This window comes from Fibrobacter sp. UWB11, assembly GCF_900143015.1.
Taxonomy (GTDB): Bacteria; Fibrobacterota; Fibrobacteria; order Fibrobacterales; family Fibrobacteraceae; genus Fibrobacter.
In genome coordinates, this window is sequence record NZ_FSRT01000001.1 from 584,157 (window position 1) to 601,916 (window position 17,760).

Consider the following 17,760-nt stretch of genomic DNA (forward strand, 5'->3'; position numbering starts at 1 on the left):
ATATATCTTGAATTCTTACAAAAAACTTATGAATCAGAATTTTTTTAAACGAAATCTAGTTGTATCGTTACTGTTAGTTGCGTTCCTGTTTATTGTTACAAACGTTTCCTTTTTGTACATAAACGGAAAGGCTATTGATGATAGTTGGGACTCCCTTGACGAAGTGGCTTATGCTTCTGAAGCGAAACTAGGCTTTTTGGGACGATCCCTTTTGAGTGCCTTGACCAATATTTCGACTGTGGTGGGGATGGAAGAAGACATGCTTTCAGAAAGCATGGTTAGAATGATTCGTGGTTCGCGAATTGGGCCTTTGGTATCTGCTGCACGTTTGTATTTGCCTGATGGACACATTATCGTTGATCAAGGTGTTGTTTTTGACTCTTCTTATATACAGCACTACAATTCGATTGTTTCGTCGAAACCGTATATTTCGAAGGTTGGCCGCGATGTGGTCCATTCCGAAAATATTGTGTTTGAACAGTTTGTTCCTGTCCGTCGTAGGGGGCAGGTGGTCGCTATGCTTTCGGCTGTATCCGATATTAGGCCGTTGTATGGTTTTGTAGCGACAAGTGCGTTTAAGGGAAAGACATCTTTGGTTGTTCTAGACCGTAGGGACGGTTCCTTTGTTGTCGAAAAGACAGGGAAGTGGAACAGTTTCAATGACTTTATAAGAACGATTACTCCAAAGAGCGGGTATTCGCTGGAAGAGTGGGCCGCAAACGTGATGAAAGGCGAGCTTGCCCATTTGGCTTATGAAGAACAATCTTCGGATGATGAGAAACTTTTGGTCTCGCTCCCCTTGTTTGGCGGCAGTTGGTCTTTGATTTTGTACGTCAACAAAAATATTGCCTTTGCGCGAGTGGATACAATCCGTAGGTTCTATATTGCGGTTTCGGCTATTGAACTTTTAGTGATTCTTTTGTATCTCCTGAGGATGGTGTGGAATGCCCGCCGTATGGCAGAAGCGGAATCTAGCGAATATTCTGAAATTGCGGATGCGTTGAGCGGAACATACGAGTGCATTTTCTACGTGAATGTCTTGGACGATACCTTTGATTCGTTCCATGCTGACACGCTTATGAATAAGTTGCACGAATCGGTAAATGGACGGGACTTTTTCTTTGAATCCATTTCGAGTTTGCGCAACAACCTTTACGAAGACGATCTTGAAATCGTCATGCACTTTATGGAAAAGGGTGCCTTCCTCAAGCGTCTTGAAGAAAATTCGAGTGCTTCTGTTGAATATAGGCTTGTGATAGACGGTGTTCCTCAGTACTATAGAATGAAGGTTATTCGGTCTCACAAGGATGAAAACCATGTTATTGTCGCTATAGAAAACATTGATTCTGAAGTCAATAAGGCTATTGCTCAGCGTCAAGAACTTGACCGTAACAACAGGGTGATTGAATCGCTTGCTTCTGACTTCGATTTTGTGAACTATGTAACGATTGGCGATGATGCTGCATCGGACTACGTGGTGACGTACCGCGCAAGTTCTGTGCTTTTGAAGGCTATTCCGGGATGGTCTTTGGAAAAGAGCTTTACGAAGAGAATGGAGCTGTTGCAAAAATACTTGGTTTGCGATTCGGATAAACTCCAGTTCCACGAACAGGCAAATCGTGACCGCCTTGTGACCGTATTGAAAGATGAATCTGTTGTCCATATTAACTTCAAGATTAATCTTGATGGTAAGGAAGTCTTTTACCAGATGAAGGTTATTGCCGATAAGGATGAAATCGGCAATCTTAAGGGTCTTGTTTTTGGATTGCATAGTGTTGATGACGAAATCAAGAAACAGATGCAAATCCAATCGAATTTGAAGCGCAACCTTGAAATTATCGATATTTTGTCAGAAGATTATTCTTCGCTCTTCTATTTTAACCTTGTGGACAACACAAGTGGCGTGCTTGCGGTTCGTGAGGATATTAGGGGTGCTTTGAAGGATTTGTTTGCAAATTGCGAAAGACTTGAAGATGTGTTTAAGGCGTTTGTCTTGGATATGGCTCATCCCGATGATCGCGACAAGCTTATAGGGCTTGCTTCTAGAGAAGTCGTGGCTGAAAAACTCGAACACCAGAAACGCTTGACGATTGTGTTTAGGCATCTTTATGGTTCTGAATACAAGTACACGCGCTTGGTGTTTGCCAAGGCTGAACCGACCGATGTTCCGGCTAAACTCATTGCAGTCGGTTTTGTGGAAGTAGACGATCAGTATCGTGCCGAAACGGAACATCAGGAAAATATTGACCGTATCATGAGCCTTTCGGACCAGTATGAAATTGTGTTCGATATCGACATCGATACGGGCATGTTTAGTACTTCGTTGAATGGCAGTAAGTTTAAAGATGCTATTGATGAAAAGACGGGCGAAGCCCTGATTTTCTTTAAGGATAAGGAAGGCGACTTGCAGAAGTCCGTGTACAAGGATGACTTGCCGCATGTGCTGAGATCAATTAATCGTGATGTTGTTTTGACTCGTTTGCAAAACGAGAATTCGTTTGTTCAGGATTATCGCCGCGTGACGACTAATGGTCTCAAGTGGTACCGCCTGAAGGTGACTAAAATGGGTGACTGGTCCAAATCGCATCGTGTGCTCGTTGGCCTTTTCAATAACGATATTGTTTACCGCAAGGAAATTGCGCAGCAGGCAGCTCTTGAACAGGCTCTTGAAATGGCGAAGTCCGCGTCTCGTGCAAAGACGATGTTCCTTAACAACATGAGCCATGATATCCGTACTCCGATGAATGCGATTATCGGTTATACGGAACTTGCGACTATGCATCTTGATAACAAGGACTTGGTTAAAAACTTCCTTGGAAAAATCGAACTTTCGTCGAATCATTTGCTCTCGCTTATCAACGATGTGCTTGATATGAGCCGCATCGAATCGGGCAAATTGAACTTGAATGAAAAGCCGGAACATATTCCGGAAATCATCCATACGTTAAAGGATATTGTTCAGGCCGATATTAACGCTCGCAAGTTGCAGTTCTTTGCAAATAGCATTGGCATTCGAAACGAAGATGTTGTTTGTGATAAGCTTCGCATGAATCAGGTGTTATTGAACGTGATTTCGAATGCTATCAAGTACACTCCGATTGGGGGTTCTATATGGTTCTCTGTGGAACAGAAAGCGTGCGATGAACCTGGCTTTGGCGCCTATGAGTTTAGAATTAGGGACTCGGGCATAGGCATGAGCGAAGAATTCTTGCCTAAAATTTTCGATGCATTTACTCGAGTGAATTCGTCGACTGTTTCAGGAATCCAGGGAACAGGGCTTGGCATGGCGATTACAAAGAATATCGTCGATATGATGGATGGTACCATCGATGTCAGCAGTAAAGTGGATGAAGGAACAGATGTTGTTCTTAACTTCCAGTTTAAACTTGCGCCTGCAAAACAAGAACTGACGAAGGTTAAGGAACTGGAAGGCAAGAAGATTCTTGTTGTAGATGATGATGTTGATTGTATAAGGAGTATCCCGCAAATCTTTAACGCGATGGGTGTTGAAGTTGATTGCTGTTATTCTGGTGCTGAAGCTTTGGAAAAGGTGCAAAAGGCAAAGGCTAGCGGCTTTGCGTATGATGCGTTCCTTGTGGATTGGCGAATGCCGGATATGGATGGCATCAACACGACTACTCGTCTGCGTGAGGAACTGGGTGATGATATCCTTGTGATTGTGATGTCGGCTTATGAATGGTCGGATATCGAAGATAAGGCTCTTGCTGTCGGTATTCGCAATTTTGTAAGCAAGCCCGTGTTCCCGTCGGATGCTAGGGAAACGCTGTTGCAGAGCTTTGGGCTATTGCAGACGGATGCTCCGGTAACGGATAAGAAGGTCTGTTTTAGCGGTAAAAAGGTGTTGCTTGTCGACGATAATGAATTGAACCGCGAAATTGCCGAGGAAATTTTGGAAGATTGCGGTATTGTGGTGACTACGGCTTGCGATGGAGAAAAGGCTGTGGAATACATGAGAACTGTCACGCCGGGGGCATGCGACTTGATTTTGATGGACGTTCAGATGCCGATTATGGATGGTTACGAGGCTACTCGCCAAATCCGTAAGCTAAACAAGGTTGCGGCTGAAATTCCGATTATCGCCATGACGGCGAATGCTTTTGCCGATGATCAGCAGGCGGCCTTGGATGCCGGTATGAACGAACATGTGGCAAAACCTGTGAATGTCAACAAACTGAAAGAGGTACTATCGAGGTTTTTGTAGGAGTTAGGTTACAGGTGGTAGGGGTTAGGATTAATTTCATGCGCTATGCGCATTTGTAAAGGGCGGCGAAGCCGCGATTATTCACCTAATCCCTAAGACCTAATACCTAAAACCCATAAAAAGACTTTAATTTCGATGTATTTTCTAAGTTCTAAGTTCTAAGTTCTAAGTTCTAATAACTATATTTGCTCTCAAATTGCATTTTTGCCTGGGTCCTGTGACCAGATTCGCCAATTCCACTGGTGCTAGAGCAGAGAAACTCGGACAAAAACATGTGATGAAACAACAAACAAAAAAGGAATGGCTACAATGGCTACTATTACTAAAGAAAAAGCTGCAGAACTCACCGCACAGTTTGGTGCTAACGAAAAGGACACTGGTAACGTCCGCGTTCAGATCGCAATCCTCACGGAAAAGATCAAGAACCTCACCGAACACATCAAGACCAACAAGAAGGACTTCCACTCCCTCCGCGGTCTTTCTGCGATGGTTGCAAAGCGCAAGAACCTTCTCAAGTACTACGGCGAAAAGGACATTATCGCTCAGCGTGCTTTGATCAAGGAACTCGGTCTCCGCGGCTAATTCTCGTATTGGAGATTTTTTATGTCAACAGAAGCTTATCAAGCTAAATACGGCAAGATGCTCGATCCGAAGGAAGTGTCGGTAAACCTTCCGGATGGTCGTGTCATTACGTTTGAAACTGGCCGTATCGCAAAGCAGGCACGTGGTTCTGCTGTCGCCAAGATGGGGGACGCGTTTGTCCTTTCTACCGTTTGCTACGGTGAAGAAAAGGATGGTGACTTCTTCCCTCTGACAGTTGAATACCGCGAAAAGTCTTATGCTGCCGGACGCCTGCCTGGTGGCTATAGCAAGCGCGAACCGGGTCGTCCGAGTGATGAAGAAATTCTTTCTGCTCGTATTATTGACCGCCCGATTCGTCCGATGTTCCCGGAAAACTTCACTCGTGAAGTCCAGGTCATTGTTCAGGTTCTTTCTTCCGACAAGAAGTTCGCTCCGGACGTCTTGGGCGTGAGCGCCGCATCTCTTTCCATCGGTCTTTCTGAACTCCCGTTCGAACAGCAGGTTGCTGCGGTTCGCGTGGCTGTCGTCGATGGTCAGAACGTTGTGATGCCGACTTACGACCAGGTTGCCGTGGCCGATCTAGACCTCGTGGTCGCCGGTACGGAAGACTCCGTGTGCATGGTCGAAGGTGGTGCTTACGAAGTGTCCGAAGACACGATGATTGGTGCTATCCTCGCTGGTCACGAAGTAATTAAGGAAATGTGCAAGGCCCAACAGCAACTGGTGGACCGCTGCTCCAAGCCGAAGATGGAACTCAAGCCGAAGTTTGTTGGTGAAGAACACGACAAGCTCGTTGCTACGGTTAAGGAAGTTGTCTGGGACGAACTGAACAAGGACGTCCACTCCAACATGGTGAAGACGGACTTCTATCCGGCTATGGCAGACCTCTGTGCCAAGATGCTCGAAGATCCGCGTATCCTCGCTATTATCGGTGAAGGCGAAGCTCAGAACGCTCAGCTTGCTGCCGATGCGAAGGGCATCTTCAGCGATCTCGAACGCACTGCAATGCGCGAAATGATTTTGAACGAAGGCGTTCGTCTTGACGGCCGTACCACGACCGAAGTCCGCCCGATCGAAATCGAAATGGGCGTGCTCCCGCGTGCTCACGGTTCTGCAATCTTCCAGCGTGGCGAAACCCAGGGTCTCGTCATTTGTACGCTTGGAACAAAGGCTGACGAACAACGTTTCGAAAGCTTGCAGGGCGAAGGCGCAAAGAGCTACATGCTCCATTACAACTTCCCGCCGTTCTCCGTCGGTGAATGCAAGAAGCTCGGTCTCTCTCGCCGTGAAATTGGTCACGGTCACTTGGCCGAACGCTCCCTCGCTGCAGTCCTTCCGCTCCCGGAAGACTTCCCGTACACAATCCGTGTGGTTTCCGAAATCATGGAATCCAACGGTTCTTCTTCCATGGCCTCTGTTTGCGGTGGCTGCCTCAGCTTGATGGACGCTGGCGTTCCTATCAAGGCTCCGGTTGCAGGTATCGCCATGGGCCTCATCTCCGAAAAGGGCTCCGTCAAGGAAGGCGGCAAGATCAAGATCTTGTCCGACATTACTGGTACGGAAGACCACCTCGGCGATATGGACTTCAAGGTGACGGGTACTGCAGAAGGTATCACTGCATTCCAGATGGACATCAAGATCCGCGGTATCACCCCGGAACTTATGCGCGAAGCTTTGGAACAGGCTCGTCAGGGTCGTATCCATATCCTCGGCAAGATGGCTGAACTCGGTCTCCCGGCACCGCGTCCGCACGTTTCTGAAAAGGCTCCGACGATGCTCAAGATGCGCATCCCGACCACGAAGATTCGTGACGTTATCGGTTCTGGTGGCTCTGTCATCAAGGGTATGCAGGCTCAGACTGGCTGCACCATCAACATTGACGACAACGGCAATATCGACATCGCCGCCCCGACGGGTAAGGCCGGTGAAGTTTGCCGCCGCATGATTGAAGAACTCACTGCAGAACCGGAACCGGGCCGCAAGTACAAGGGCAAGGTCAAGACGATTCAGCCGTTTGGCGCATTCGTCGAAATCCTCCCGGGTCGCGATGGCCTCGTCCACATCTCCGAACTTGCCGACCGCCGCGTCGAAAAGGTTGAAGATGTTGTTCATGTCGGTGACGAAGTCGAAGTGCTCTGCCTCGGTGTTGACCCGAAGGGCAAGGTGAAGCTTTCTATCAAGGCTTTGCTCCCGCCGAAACCGGCTGCCCCTGCAGAAGCTGCCCCGGAAGCACCCGCTGCCGAAGCTCCGGCTCCTGAAGCTTAGTCGTGGACTAGTCCAATTAGACTATTAAAGAGAACGCATGGCTTTGGCTGTGCGTTCTCTTTTTTTATATTTTTCCCGCTTTTTGTGTTAAATGGAGAAATTTGGGAGGGGGATAATGTTCTTTTTTGAAAAAAAAGATTAACTTTATAATTGTTGTATTCCAATAGCGGATATGGGTTATCTTTATTTAACATTGATGTTTGTGTTGTCAGCTGTCAATTTGGCAGTGCTTTCTCTGCGTTTCCAGAACCAGAGAAATAATTACGTTTATTATTCTTTTTACGCCATTCTTGTTGCAAATTTTGGCCATTGGCTGCTCGGTTTTTCGGAAACGGTTGAAGGGGCGATTATCGCCAATAAGGTGAACTACCTTGGTGGGTCGTTCCTTCCGATGTTCATGTTCTTTGCGCTTTTGAAAGTCTGCAAGATGACAATTCCGAAGTGGCTGCACCTGACTCTTATCCTCATGAGCTTTACGATTTGCGCACTGGCTATGACGGTCGGGTATTTCCCTGCTTATTACAAGACTGTGGAATATGTGGTTCATGCGGGTGTCGGTAATTATGTCGCGACGTACGGATGGGCTCACGGCCTGTTCAATGCGTTCTTGTTGAGCTATGTTATTTTGGATATTTGGGTTATCGTCCGTGCAATCATGCACCAGAAAATGGTCTCGCTCAAAAATATTGCGGCGATGATTATTGGCGAAATTGCAACGATTTTCTCGTTCTTCTTGGCTCGTTATTTAGGCAGCGACATGCTTGTCATGCCGGCTATCTATGTGATTGACCAAATCCTTTTGCTCTATATTTGTAACAACGTCAAGTGGTACGATATTACGGAATGTGTGATTGAATCCATCGAAACCGAAAGTTCTTGTGCGTATATGTCGTTCTCGGTTGATTGCGCTTACTTGGGTGCAAACCGGATTGCAATGGATTTCTTCCCGGAACTTGTAAAGATGAGGGTGGACGCTCACCTGAAGGGCGAAACGGAATTGCAACAGCACATCATGTCGTGCATTGAAAAATACCGTAGGTCCAAAATCTTGACGGATTACAGCCAAATGACGGAATTCAATTATTTGGGACGTCATTACAAGTGCGAAGTGAAGGTCTTGAGACAAGTTCATGGAAAGAATGTGTTCTTGTTTAGAATTGAAGACAATACGCAGGAACAGCAGTATATCGATGCACTCGGTCGTAGCAATTCCATGTTGCAAAAGAACATGGTAAAGACCGAAAACGAAAAACTCTCGGTGCAGGAAAAGTGGATTGTCGGTATGGCGCAGATGGCCGAAAGCCGTGCAGGTAATATGGAAGGTCATATCAAGCGCACTAGCGAAGTCGTGAAAATTTTAGTGTCGATGATGCGCAAGAAAGGCATAGACAATTTGTCTGATAAATTCCTTGATGTGTTGATTGCAGCTGCACCGATGTACGACTTGGGCAAGGTCGCCATTGACGATGCCGTATTGCGTAAGCCGGGCCGCTTTAATTTTGATGATTACGAAATCATGAAGACCCATGCGGCGAAGGGCGCTAATATCATTGAAAAGCTTCTCTCCGATGTCAAGGACAGTTATTTTGTCAGCGTCGCTAAGAACATGGCGCTTTATCATCATGAACGTTGGGATGGTACAGGGTATCCGGAACGTCGCTCTGGTGAGAATATTCCGATGGAAGCTCGTATCATGGCTCTTGCGGACGTGTACGATGCTTTGGTGAGCAAGCGTTGCTATAAGGAACGCATGTCTTTCCGTGAAGCTCGTGATGTGATTGTTGCGTCGATGGGTAAACAGTTTGACCCGCATTTGAAAGACTGCTTCTTGGAATGTCAAGACCAGTTGATGGATTATTATTGTTCTGTGGATCATTGATGAACTTGTCTTGAGAGAAGCGGTATGTTTGTTATTTATTACTTGATTGCGATGTGTGTCTTTTCGGGGGTGAACGCCTGCCTGCTTTCGTATTTTTACCGTAGGCCGCTAAACTCCTTTTTTACGGCATTCTTCTTTTCGATTGTTCTTGCTGATTTTGGCTACCTCTTTTTGGCGCTCTCGACGACGATTGAAGGGGCTATTGTTGCAAATAAGGTGTGCTATTTGGGTGCATGCTTTTTGCCGTTATTCCTGTTCCTTTTGATTTGCCGTTTGTGCTCGTTTAATATTCCACGTTGGTCGAAATTGTTGCTGTTCCTGTACAGCGCTTTAGTTTTTGCCCTTTCGTGTACGGTTGGCTTTAGCGATGTGTTCTATGAATCGGTTCGCTATGTTATCCTGAACGGTTTTGGCAGTTATATTCCGACGTATGGGCCTGGCCATATTTTGTGGGACTTGTTGCTTTATTTTTATGCTGTTGCCAATTTGGTGGTTATTGGTATTGCTGCAAAGAAAAAACGCAATGTTAGCTATAAGACTTTGATGGCGATTGCATCGCTTGCTTTTGTTTCGATTGCATCGTTTATTTTGACGCGCTATCTGGAAAATGACACCTTGCTCATGCCGCTTGTTTACTTGATTGATGAACTGGTGTTGCTTTATGTTTGCGCCCTGGTGAAAATGCACGATGTGATGAACAGTGTGCTTGAATCGCTTGAAGCTGAGAATACAGCGGCGTACGTGGCGTTCTCTCCGAAAGGGCTTTATCTTGGTTGCAACGATATTGCAATTAGGTATTTCCCGGATTTGTTGGATTGCCGTGTAGACCATGTCTTGCCGACGAATACTGAAATAGCTTCTTCCTTTAAAGAAGGCATGGAGCAACTGAAAAACTCCAGTGGTGACTGGGTTTATCGCTTTACATACAAGGAACGTTATTTCAAGGCGGTAATGAGGAATGTGCACCAAAATAAGAAGTTGCAGATATTACTGTTCCGTATTGAAGATGAAACAAATATCCAGCGCTACATTGAACGCTTGGATGCCAATAACACGGAATTAGCAGCTCTTATCAAGAATAACAAAGATCAAATTCGCCTTTTCCAGAACCAGATGCTTGTTGGCATGGCTGAAATGGTCAACAACAAAGATGGCTTTACTGGGGCACACCTCAAGCGTACAAAGGAAGTGGTAAGTATCCTTGTCGAAAAGATGCAGCGCGATCCGAATTTGAATTATTCGAAGGAATTCTATGATGACATGATTGCGGCCGCACCGATGCACGATATTGGTAAAATTGCAATAGATGACAAGGTGCTTTGCAAGCCGGGCAAGTTTACGGAAGAAGAATTCGCAGAGATGAAAACTCACGCCGAAAAGGGTGCAATCATTATCAAGAACTTGCTTTCGAATTTCCAGAGCGAACTTTTTGTTGAAATCGCAAAGAATATGGCTGGTGGCCACCATGAACGCTGGGATGGCAGTGGATATCCTTATGGCTTGAAGGGCGAGAGTATTCCGCTGGAAGCCCGCGTGATGGCCATTGCGGATGTGTACGATGCCTTGGTGAGTAAGAGATGCTATAAGGATGCGTTCTCTTTTGACGAGGCCTATAACATCATAGACAGTTCGATGGGCAAGCATTTCGATCCGAGCCTCAAAAAGTATTTTGATCAAAGCCGTGGTGAACTGGAAGCCTACTATAAAAAAGAATGTGAGGCCGAAAGAGCTGAAGCGGAAAAGGCTGCTGCTGAAAAATCCTAGAATTTGCGGGACTCAAAATCGAGTCTGCCTGTAAGTTTGGTTGCCGTAAAATTCTCTTTTTTTTATCTTTGCGGCATGCTAGATTTTACTACACTTCCGTATGTTGATGACCGTTTTAAAGCGGTTCGCAGGGAAACTGTTCAAGTCCGCGTAGGCGATGCTTTGATAGGGGGCAATGCCCCCATTTTAGTTCAATCCATGACGACAACCAAGCCGAAGGACGTCGAAAAGACGGTGGCTGAAACACTTGCTTTGGCCAAGGTCGGTTGCGGTTTGGTGCGTATTACGGCGCCTACATTTGCCGATGCTCAGGGACTCGAAGAAGTCATGAAGCGCGTGCGTGCTGCCGGTTGCACGGTCCCTGTTTCTGCCGATATCCATTTCCAGCCGAAGGCTGCTTTCGAAGCGCTCAAGTGGGTGGAAAAGGTTCGCATCAACCCGGGTAACTTTGTAGATACTGGAATTTTGACGCTTGACCAGCAGACGGACAAGTCTTTTGAAGAAGGCAAGGAAAAGGTTGCCGAAGCATTTACTCCGTTTGTGCAAGAAGCAAAGCGCCTTGGCCGTGCTATCCGCATTGGCGTGAACCACGGTTCCTTGAGTGCCCGTATGATTTATCGCTATGGCGACACCGTGGAAGGCATGGTGGAAAGCGCCATCGAATATTTGGCTGTTTGTGAAGCCGAACATTTTGACCAGGTGGTCTTGAGCCTCAAGTCGAGCAATCCGCGCGTGGCTATTTCGGCTTACCGCTTGCTCGCCGCTCGATTGAAGCAGGAACACTTTAAGCCGTATCCGTTCCATGTGGGCGTGACAGAAGCGGGTGCCGGTTCCGACGGACGTTTGAAGTCTGCGGCTGGCATTGGTGCGCTTTTGCTCGATGGTCTTGCCGATACGATTCGCGTGTCGCTGACTGAAGATCCGGTGGCTGAAGTCCCGGTGGCGCAGGAACTCATCAAGGCTTGCGAACTCAAGGCGGATGCACCGAAGTTTGCTGTGCCGGTTTTGGAAAAGGATCCGTACCACTACGAACGCAGGGAAACTGTTCCGGTGACGCTTGCTGGCGTAAAGATCGGTGGTTCGGAACCGGTGCGTGTCGGCATGAAGGCCGATGCCGTGAGCCTCACAGGCGAACGCCGCAATGCAGAATTTGCTTTGGCAGGTCTCGATGCAAAGCCGGTTGTGGAATTCAAGGATACGATGGATATTGCGGGCTTTGCTGCAAATCCGAACTCCGTGCCGGAAGTATCGCTCTTCTGCTATACGGGCCCTGAAATGGTGATGGGCGTACGCGCTCTCGCTTCGGCTTTGTATGCTGCAAACCGCAAGGATCCGATTCTCCTTTATGCAAAGATTACAGATAGTGAAAAGGATACACTCCGTGTATCTGCCGACATTGGAAGCCTTGTGACGGACGGTCTTGGCGATGCCGTTGTAATCGACGGTTACAAGAGCCCGAAGGATTCTGTAATTCTCGCATTCGATATTTTGCAGGCCGCTTATTGCCGCCGTAGCAAGACAAACTTTATCAGCTGCCCGAGCTGCGGTCGTACACTTTACGACATCCAGCAGGTGATGGGCAAGATTAAGGCCCGCTTTGGACATTTGCAGGACATTTCGATTGGCATCATGGGATGCATCGTGAATGGCCCAGGTGAAATGGCTGATGCTGACTTCGGTTACGTGGGCGGAGGCCCCGGCCGTATTACGCTTTTTGAAGGCAAGACTGCCGTGAAGAAGAACATCCCCGAAGAAGACGCTATCGAGGAATTGGTGAATTTGATTAAGGAGCGCGGTCGCTGGGTCGAACCGTAACGCGCCACACAAAAGTTTTAACTTAAACAAAGGAATGAAAAATGGCAACTATTAAGACGATGAACAACATTTCCAAGAAAGGCTTGAGCCTGTTTGGCTCGTTCTACCAGGTTTCCGATTCTATCGAAAATCCGGATGCTATCTTGGTGCGTTCTGCCCAGGTTGATACCGACAACTTTGATGGCCTTTTGGCTGTCGCTCGCGCTGGTGCTGGCGTGAACAACATCACGATTGACAAGGCTTCTGCAAAGGGCATTTGCGTGTTCAACACTCCGGGTGCAAACGCAAACGCTGTTGCCGAACTCGTGATGACCGTGCTCGGCATGGCTGTCCGTAACGCAGACAAGGCTGCTGCTTGGGTCAAGGGTCTCGATGTGAATGATCCGGATCTCGCAAAGACTGTCGAAAGCGGCAAGAAGAAGTTTGCTGGCATGGAACTTGCCGGCAAGACTCTCGGTGTTGTTGGTCTTGGCAAGATTGGCGTGCTCGTTGCTAACTACGCTCGTTGGAAAAACATGCGCGTGATCGCTTACGAACCGTATCCGAACGCAAACAACATGCATGAACTTTCTAACAAGGTCGAAATTGCTGATCTCGACACCGTGATTGCAAATTCTGACTTCCTCACGGTTCACGTTCCGTTCATCAAGGGCGTTACCGAAAACCTCCTCAACAAGAAGAACCTCGCTCAGTTCAAGGGTTCCTACATCATGAACTTTGCTCGTGGTGGCATTGTTGAAATGGATCCGGTGAACGAAATGCTCGCTTCTGGTTCCCTCCAGGGCTACCTCTGCGACTTCCCGACTGCAGAACTCATCAAGAACGACAAGGTCACTTGCTTCCCGCATCTCGGCGCTTCTACCGAAGAAGCTGAAGAAAACTGCGCAGTCATGGCTGTTGAAGAATTGAAGGACTACATCGAATTCGGTTGTGTCCGCAATTCCGTGAACTTCCCGGCTCTCGTCGATCATCCACATGCTGGCATCAAGAGTCGCGTTGTCGTGATCAACCAGGACGTTCCGAACATGATTTCTGAAATCACGAAGGTGTTCGGTGCAGAAGGCATCAACATTGCTTCTTTCAGCAACAAGAGCAATGGCAAGATCGGTTACAACCTCGTTGACGTCGAAAGCAAGGTCGATGATTCCATCGTCGAAAAGCTCTCCAAGCTCGACAAGGTCATCAAGGTCCGCGTGATCCACTTCTAGTCATTGGTCAATGGTCTTTGGTTATTCGATTTCAATCAGGCGGCGAAGCCGCGATTGTTAAACTAGTGACTAATGACTAACAACTAATAGCTAAGAATACATCTTTTCGATTTGTTCGGCGTACCGTTTTTCAGCAACGGTGCGCCGAATTTTTAATGTGGGGGTCAAGAGCCCTGATTCGATGGTGAGTTCATCACCGATTAAAGTCCATTTGCGAATTTGTTCCCAATGGTTCAACTTTTCGTTGATATGTTCGATATGGCGGTTGATAGCATCGCGGACAAGCGGTGATCTCAGTGCGTTTTCTACATCGTAATCTTCGTTTTGCGGCTTGAGCATACGACGTGCACCGACGGGGTTTAGCCAAATAATTGCCGATACAAATTTGCGATCATTTGCTATGACAAGAGCTTGCTCTACAAGCGGATGGCGGATGATTTCGAGCTCGATGGGGTTGGGGCTCACGTATTTCCCGGTGCTTGTTTTAAGAAGTTCCTTGATGCGTCCGGTAAAGTAAAGATACCCGTCATCGTCAAAATAGCCTTGGTCGCCGGAATGATAAAATCCGTCTTCGGTAAATGCTTTTTCATTCAAGTCTGGACGGTTGTGGTAGCCTTTAAAGACACTTTCGCCGCGAATTTGAATTTCGCTACATTCACCGATTCTTACTTCGAGGTGGGGGAGAGGTTTGCCTATGGAACCGGGTTTGATAGCTTGTTTGCAATTGGCCGAAACGACAGGTGAACATTCTGTCATGCCGTAGCCTTCGAAAACGGGGAGACCGATATTCAGCAAAAAACGTAGAATAGATTTGTTGAGAGAACTGCTGCCCGAAATGATCATGCGGAAGTTTCCACCGACTGCTTCGCGCATTTGTTTGTAAACAAGCAGATTGAGAATCCGTTGCATTATGCACGGACGCTTGGTGGGGTCTTTAATTTTGGCAATCTTGATAGCTTGTTTAATGGCGAATCGCTTAAGACCTTTTGCACGGTCTGCAGCAGTAGTCATGGCTTCGTAAAGACGTTCGAGAATGCGAGGCACGACAATCATGATGGTCGGGCGGACTTCGCGCAACATGTGCGAGAGATTCTTGGGATTGTCTCCAAAGTAAATGGAAACTCCGCTTAAGGTGTAAAAATACACGGCCATGCGTTCAAGAACATGGGCTACCGGGAGAATTGTGAGACACGAATCTTTTTGTGTGTCGAACCGGAACATAGGTGCTATGTTTTGAATTTGTACAAGCATGTTTCGGTGCGTGAGTTCGGCGCCTTTGGGACGTCCTGTAGAACCGCTTGTGTAGATGATGCTGAACTGGTCGTCAGGATTGATTGTTGCTAGCTGATTGTCAATCCATTTAGCTCGCATCTTGTCGGCAAGAGCGTCCGATCCTCTTTTGATAAGTTCGTTCCAGTATATACCATTGGGTGGACGCGATGAGCTGTTCTCCATGCATATAATGGTTTTGAAAAATGAGAGGTTCTCGAGGAGCGGTGCATCAAGTTCTTCGATTGAATTGACGATGAGAATTCTGACGTTCGCATCGTTAATTTGGAATAAAAAATTCTCGGATGAGATGTTTGGGAAAAGTGGAACGACACAGGCTTGGTTCAGTTGAATGGCTATATCTGCAATGAGCCAGTTTGGTGAACTTGGGGCAATGATGCCGACGCTTTCGTTTTTTGTCAATCCGAGGGAATTCAGTGCAAGCGCAAGAGCTTTTGTTTCGGTCTTCAGTTTTTGGGGAGAATAGTGAATCCACTCGCCGTTTTTACGGTGATACCATCCTTTGAAATCGGAGCGGTCACAGTTCGCGAAGAACATCGACGGTAGAGATGTAAACTGAAGCTCTTCCATATTTTTAAAATAACATTCTATTTTGCAATAGCTCAATTTTTTTTGAAAAAAATGGCTTTTGCATCTTTTGTAAAAGCGCGGATGGATCCCTTTTTGAAAAAGAATTCTTTATATTTAAAGTATGCTGAAAAAGTTGAATGACTACGAGAGTGAACTTTTACATTTAGTGTCGCAGGAGAGTCCGCTGACGGCTGAGCAATTATTGTCGGTGCGGACGCATATTGGATTTTTCCAGCACGAGCGATTGGTGCACGAACTTGTGATGATCTTGTTTGCGCTTTTGACGGTTGGCGGAATTTTATTTTTGGTGGTTGTGCCGGAAATTCCGGTGCTTGCTCTAGATGTGCTGTTCTTTGCGCTCTTGGTGCCGTATGTGAGGCATTACTACGGGCTTGAGAATGGGGTGCAGAGGTTGTACGACGTGTACGATAAATTGGAAAAGTTGTAAATGAAAAAAGCAAGTCCGTGGGACTTGCTTTTTGAAATTCGATGGATCCTGTCTTGCCATAACAAGAGGGAGGTGCCCGGTCAAGCCGGGCATGACAATTCATTACTTCTTCGGGGTGATGAATTCAAGCCCACCCCGATGAGCGGGCAAGGTTTCTTGCGAAACCTCGCACTCGGATTTTTCTTGCGAAAAATCCTCACTACATGGTTAGGCTTTCGGTTTGATAAACTCAAGCCCACCCATGTACGGACGGAGGACTTCAGGAATCTTGAGCGAGCCGTCTTTCTGCTGGTAGTTGTCGCAGATGCCGACCATCACGCGCGGAGTGGCGAGGCCAGAGCCATTAAGCGTGTGGAGGTAGACGTTCTTGCCGTTGACCTTCGTCTTGATGTTGGCGCGGCGTGCCTGGTAGTCTTCGAAGTTCGAGCAGGAGCTGACTTCGAGCCACTTCTTTTCGACCGGAGCGTAAACTTCGAGGTCGTAGCACTTGGCTGCTCCGAAACCGAGGTCGCCCTTGCAGAGTGCAAGGCGGTGGTACGGGAGGCCGAGCTTTTCGAGGAGTTTTTCACCGAAGCGGGTGAGTTCTTCGTGATCTTCGTAGCTGTGTTCCGGATGAGCGAAGTAAACCATTTCAACCTTGTTGAACTGGTGCAAGCGGAGAAGACCGCGGGTGTCCTTGCCGTAGCTACCTGCTTCGCGGCGGAAGCAAGCGGAGTAGGCGCAGATGCGTTTCGGAAGTTCAGATTCCGGAATCACTTCGCCAGAGTAGAGGTTGGTGAGCGGGACTTCTGCAGTCGGGATGAGGAACAGGTCATCATCCTTGTCGCAACGGTACATGTCTTCTTCGAACTTCGGGAGCTGACCCGTGCCGCGCATGGTGTTGCGGGTAACGAGGTACGGCGGAGTGAATTCTTCGAAGCCAGCCTTCTGGTGTTCGTCGAGGAAGAACTGGATGAGGGCGCGTTCGAGGCGGGAGCCGAGACCGCGGTAAACCGGGAAGCCGGAACCAGAAATCTTGGCGCCACGTTCAAAGTCAAAAATGCCAAGGCGTTCGCCGAGAGTCTTGTGGTCGACGCGGGCGAAGTCATCGTTCTTGGTGTAGTAGTCAAACGGAATCGGGCCGTCTTTTTCGACAACGTTGTCCGAACTGTCCTTGCCTTCCGGAGAACGCGGAGCGATGTTCGGAACGTGCATGAGCATTTCGGTCTGCTTGTAGTCGAGTTCCTTGAGCTTCTTGTCGAGTTCGTCAATCTTGTTGCCGAGTTCGCGTGTTGCGGCCTGGGCTTCGTCAGCGTTTTCGCCTTTCTTCTTGAGTTCGCCGATGCGCTTGGATTGGGCGTTGCGTTCACTCTTGAGGCGTTCGACTTCGGTGAGGAGCGGGCGGCGTTCGTTATCAACGGCGAGCACGTCACGAAGGCTTACGGTCGTATATTTCTTTTCGGTTTCAGCAATATAATATTCCGGATTTTCGCGGATTTTCTTAATGTCAAGCATTTTATGCCTCGGTTGAAAATTTTTACGCGGTAAAAGATAGAAAAGTAGGGCGTAGGAAGTAGGAAGTAAAACGTGAAAATTTAACGAAAACCAATGATTAATAACTTGCAATCATTCATTAATCGCAAGATTTTACTGGGTCTTTTTTTTATGCTGAATGCGCTCGGGATTGTTTATGGAAAATGCGCGGGGCGTTTTGGGCGAATGCTTTATGAAGTGCGCG

At 47.5% G+C, this 17,760-nt stretch carries 10 protein-coding genes; 8 read left to right on the forward strand and 2 right to left on the reverse strand.

Annotated elements, in window-relative coordinates:
* Window positions 1–28 precede the first annotated feature (28 nt).
* The 7 genes from BUQ91_RS02585 to BUQ91_RS02615 all read left to right on the forward strand — a co-directional run bounded on the left by BUQ91_RS02585 (window position 29) and on the right by BUQ91_RS02615 (window position 13,735).
* The gene (locus BUQ91_RS02585) at window positions 29–4,222 is read left to right on the forward strand and encodes a hybrid sensor histidine kinase/response regulator (protein ID WP_074208039.1); all 4,194 of its coding nucleotides are present in this window, start codon (window positions 29–31) and stop codon (window positions 4,220–4,222) included.
* A 309-nt stretch (window positions 4,223–4,531) separates the two neighbouring features.
* On the forward strand, window positions 4,532–4,804 hold the full coding sequence (gene rpsO / locus BUQ91_RS02590; RefSeq protein ID WP_072827308.1) for a 30S ribosomal protein S15: 273 nt from the start codon (window positions 4,532–4,534) through the stop codon (window positions 4,802–4,804).
* Window positions 4,805–4,861: 57 nt separating this feature from the next.
* The gene (pnp, locus tag BUQ91_RS02595) at window positions 4,862–7,069 is read left to right on the forward strand and encodes a polyribonucleotide nucleotidyltransferase (RefSeq protein ID WP_371555380.1); all 2,208 of its coding nucleotides are present in this window, start codon (window positions 4,862–4,864) and stop codon (window positions 7,067–7,069) included.
* A 172-nt stretch (window positions 7,070–7,241) separates the two neighbouring features.
* On the forward strand, window positions 7,242–8,948 hold the full coding sequence (locus tag BUQ91_RS02600) for an HD domain-containing phosphohydrolase (RefSeq protein ID WP_083601122.1): 1,707 nt from the start codon (window positions 7,242–7,244) through the stop codon (window positions 8,946–8,948).
* A gap of 24 nt (window positions 8,949–8,972) precedes the next feature.
* Complete coding sequence (locus tag BUQ91_RS02605) at window positions 8,973–10,712, forward strand: HD domain-containing phosphohydrolase (RefSeq protein WP_074208041.1); 1,740 nt, start codon at window positions 8,973–8,975, stop codon at window positions 10,710–10,712.
* A 75-nt stretch (window positions 10,713–10,787) separates the two neighbouring features.
* A complete protein-coding gene (gene ispG, locus BUQ91_RS02610) occupies window positions 10,788–12,527 on the forward strand; it encodes a (E)-4-hydroxy-3-methylbut-2-enyl-diphosphate synthase (protein ID WP_074208907.1) in 1,740 nt (579 codons plus the stop codon).
* A 41-nt stretch (window positions 12,528–12,568) separates the two neighbouring features.
* Window positions 12,569–13,735: a phosphoglycerate dehydrogenase gene (locus tag BUQ91_RS02615; RefSeq protein WP_072827304.1), complete on the forward strand. Its 1,167-nt coding sequence runs from the start codon at window positions 12,569–12,571 to the stop codon at window positions 13,733–13,735.
* Between the two features lie 90 nt (window positions 13,736–13,825).
* On the opposite strand, the gene BUQ91_RS02620 is transcribed toward BUQ91_RS02615, so the two are convergent.
* Entirely contained in the window at window positions 13,826–15,595 is a 1,770-nt protein-coding gene (locus BUQ91_RS02620; RefSeq protein WP_254842214.1) for an AMP-dependent synthetase/ligase, read from the reverse strand.
* Window positions 15,596–15,716: 121 nt separating this feature from the next.
* Here BUQ91_RS02620 and BUQ91_RS02625 point away from each other — a divergent pair, with 121 nt between their 5' ends.
* Window positions 15,717–16,043 (forward strand): hypothetical protein, encoded by a 327-nt coding sequence (locus BUQ91_RS02625; RefSeq protein ID WP_074208043.1) that lies wholly within the window; start codon window positions 15,717–15,719, stop codon window positions 16,041–16,043.
* Between the two features lie 207 nt (window positions 16,044–16,250).
* Here the strand turns inward: BUQ91_RS02625 and serS are convergent, their stop codons facing one another.
* A complete protein-coding gene (gene serS, locus BUQ91_RS02630) occupies window positions 16,251–17,537 on the reverse strand; it encodes a serine--tRNA ligase (RefSeq protein WP_072827301.1) in 1,287 nt (428 codons plus the stop codon).
* Window positions 17,538–17,760: the final 223 nt, after the last annotated feature.

Excerpts from the sequence above, each read along its gene's own strand:
- BUQ91_RS02585 (WP_074208039.1), top strand. The coding sequence starts at position 29 with ATGAATCAGAATTTTTTTAAACGAAATCTAGTTGTATCGTTACTGTTA.
- rpsO (WP_072827308.1), top strand. The coding sequence starts at position 4,532 with ATGGCTACTATTACTAAAGAAAAAGCTGCAGAACTCACCGCACAGTTT.
- pnp (WP_371555380.1), top strand. The coding sequence starts at position 4,862 with ATGCTCGATCCGAAGGAAGTGTCGGTAAACCTTCCGGATGGTCGTGTC.
- BUQ91_RS02600 (WP_083601122.1), top strand. The coding sequence starts at position 7,242 with ATGGGTTATCTTTATTTAACATTGATGTTTGTGTTGTCAGCTGTCAAT.
- BUQ91_RS02605 (WP_074208041.1), top strand. The coding sequence starts at position 8,973 with ATGTTTGTTATTTATTACTTGATTGCGATGTGTGTCTTTTCGGGGGTG.
- ispG (WP_074208907.1), top strand. The coding sequence starts at position 10,788 with ATGCTAGATTTTACTACACTTCCGTATGTTGATGACCGTTTTAAAGCG.
- BUQ91_RS02615 (WP_072827304.1), top strand. The coding sequence starts at position 12,569 with ATGGCAACTATTAAGACGATGAACAACATTTCCAAGAAAGGCTTGAGC.
- BUQ91_RS02620 (WP_254842214.1), bottom strand. The coding sequence starts at position 15,595 with ATGGAAGAGCTTCAGTTTACATCTCTACCGTCGATGTTCTTCGCGAAC.
- BUQ91_RS02625 (WP_074208043.1), top strand. The coding sequence starts at position 15,717 with ATGCTGAAAAAGTTGAATGACTACGAGAGTGAACTTTTACATTTAGTG.
- serS (WP_072827301.1), bottom strand. The coding sequence starts at position 17,537 with ATGCTTGACATTAAGAAAATCCGCGAAAATCCGGAATATTATATTGCT.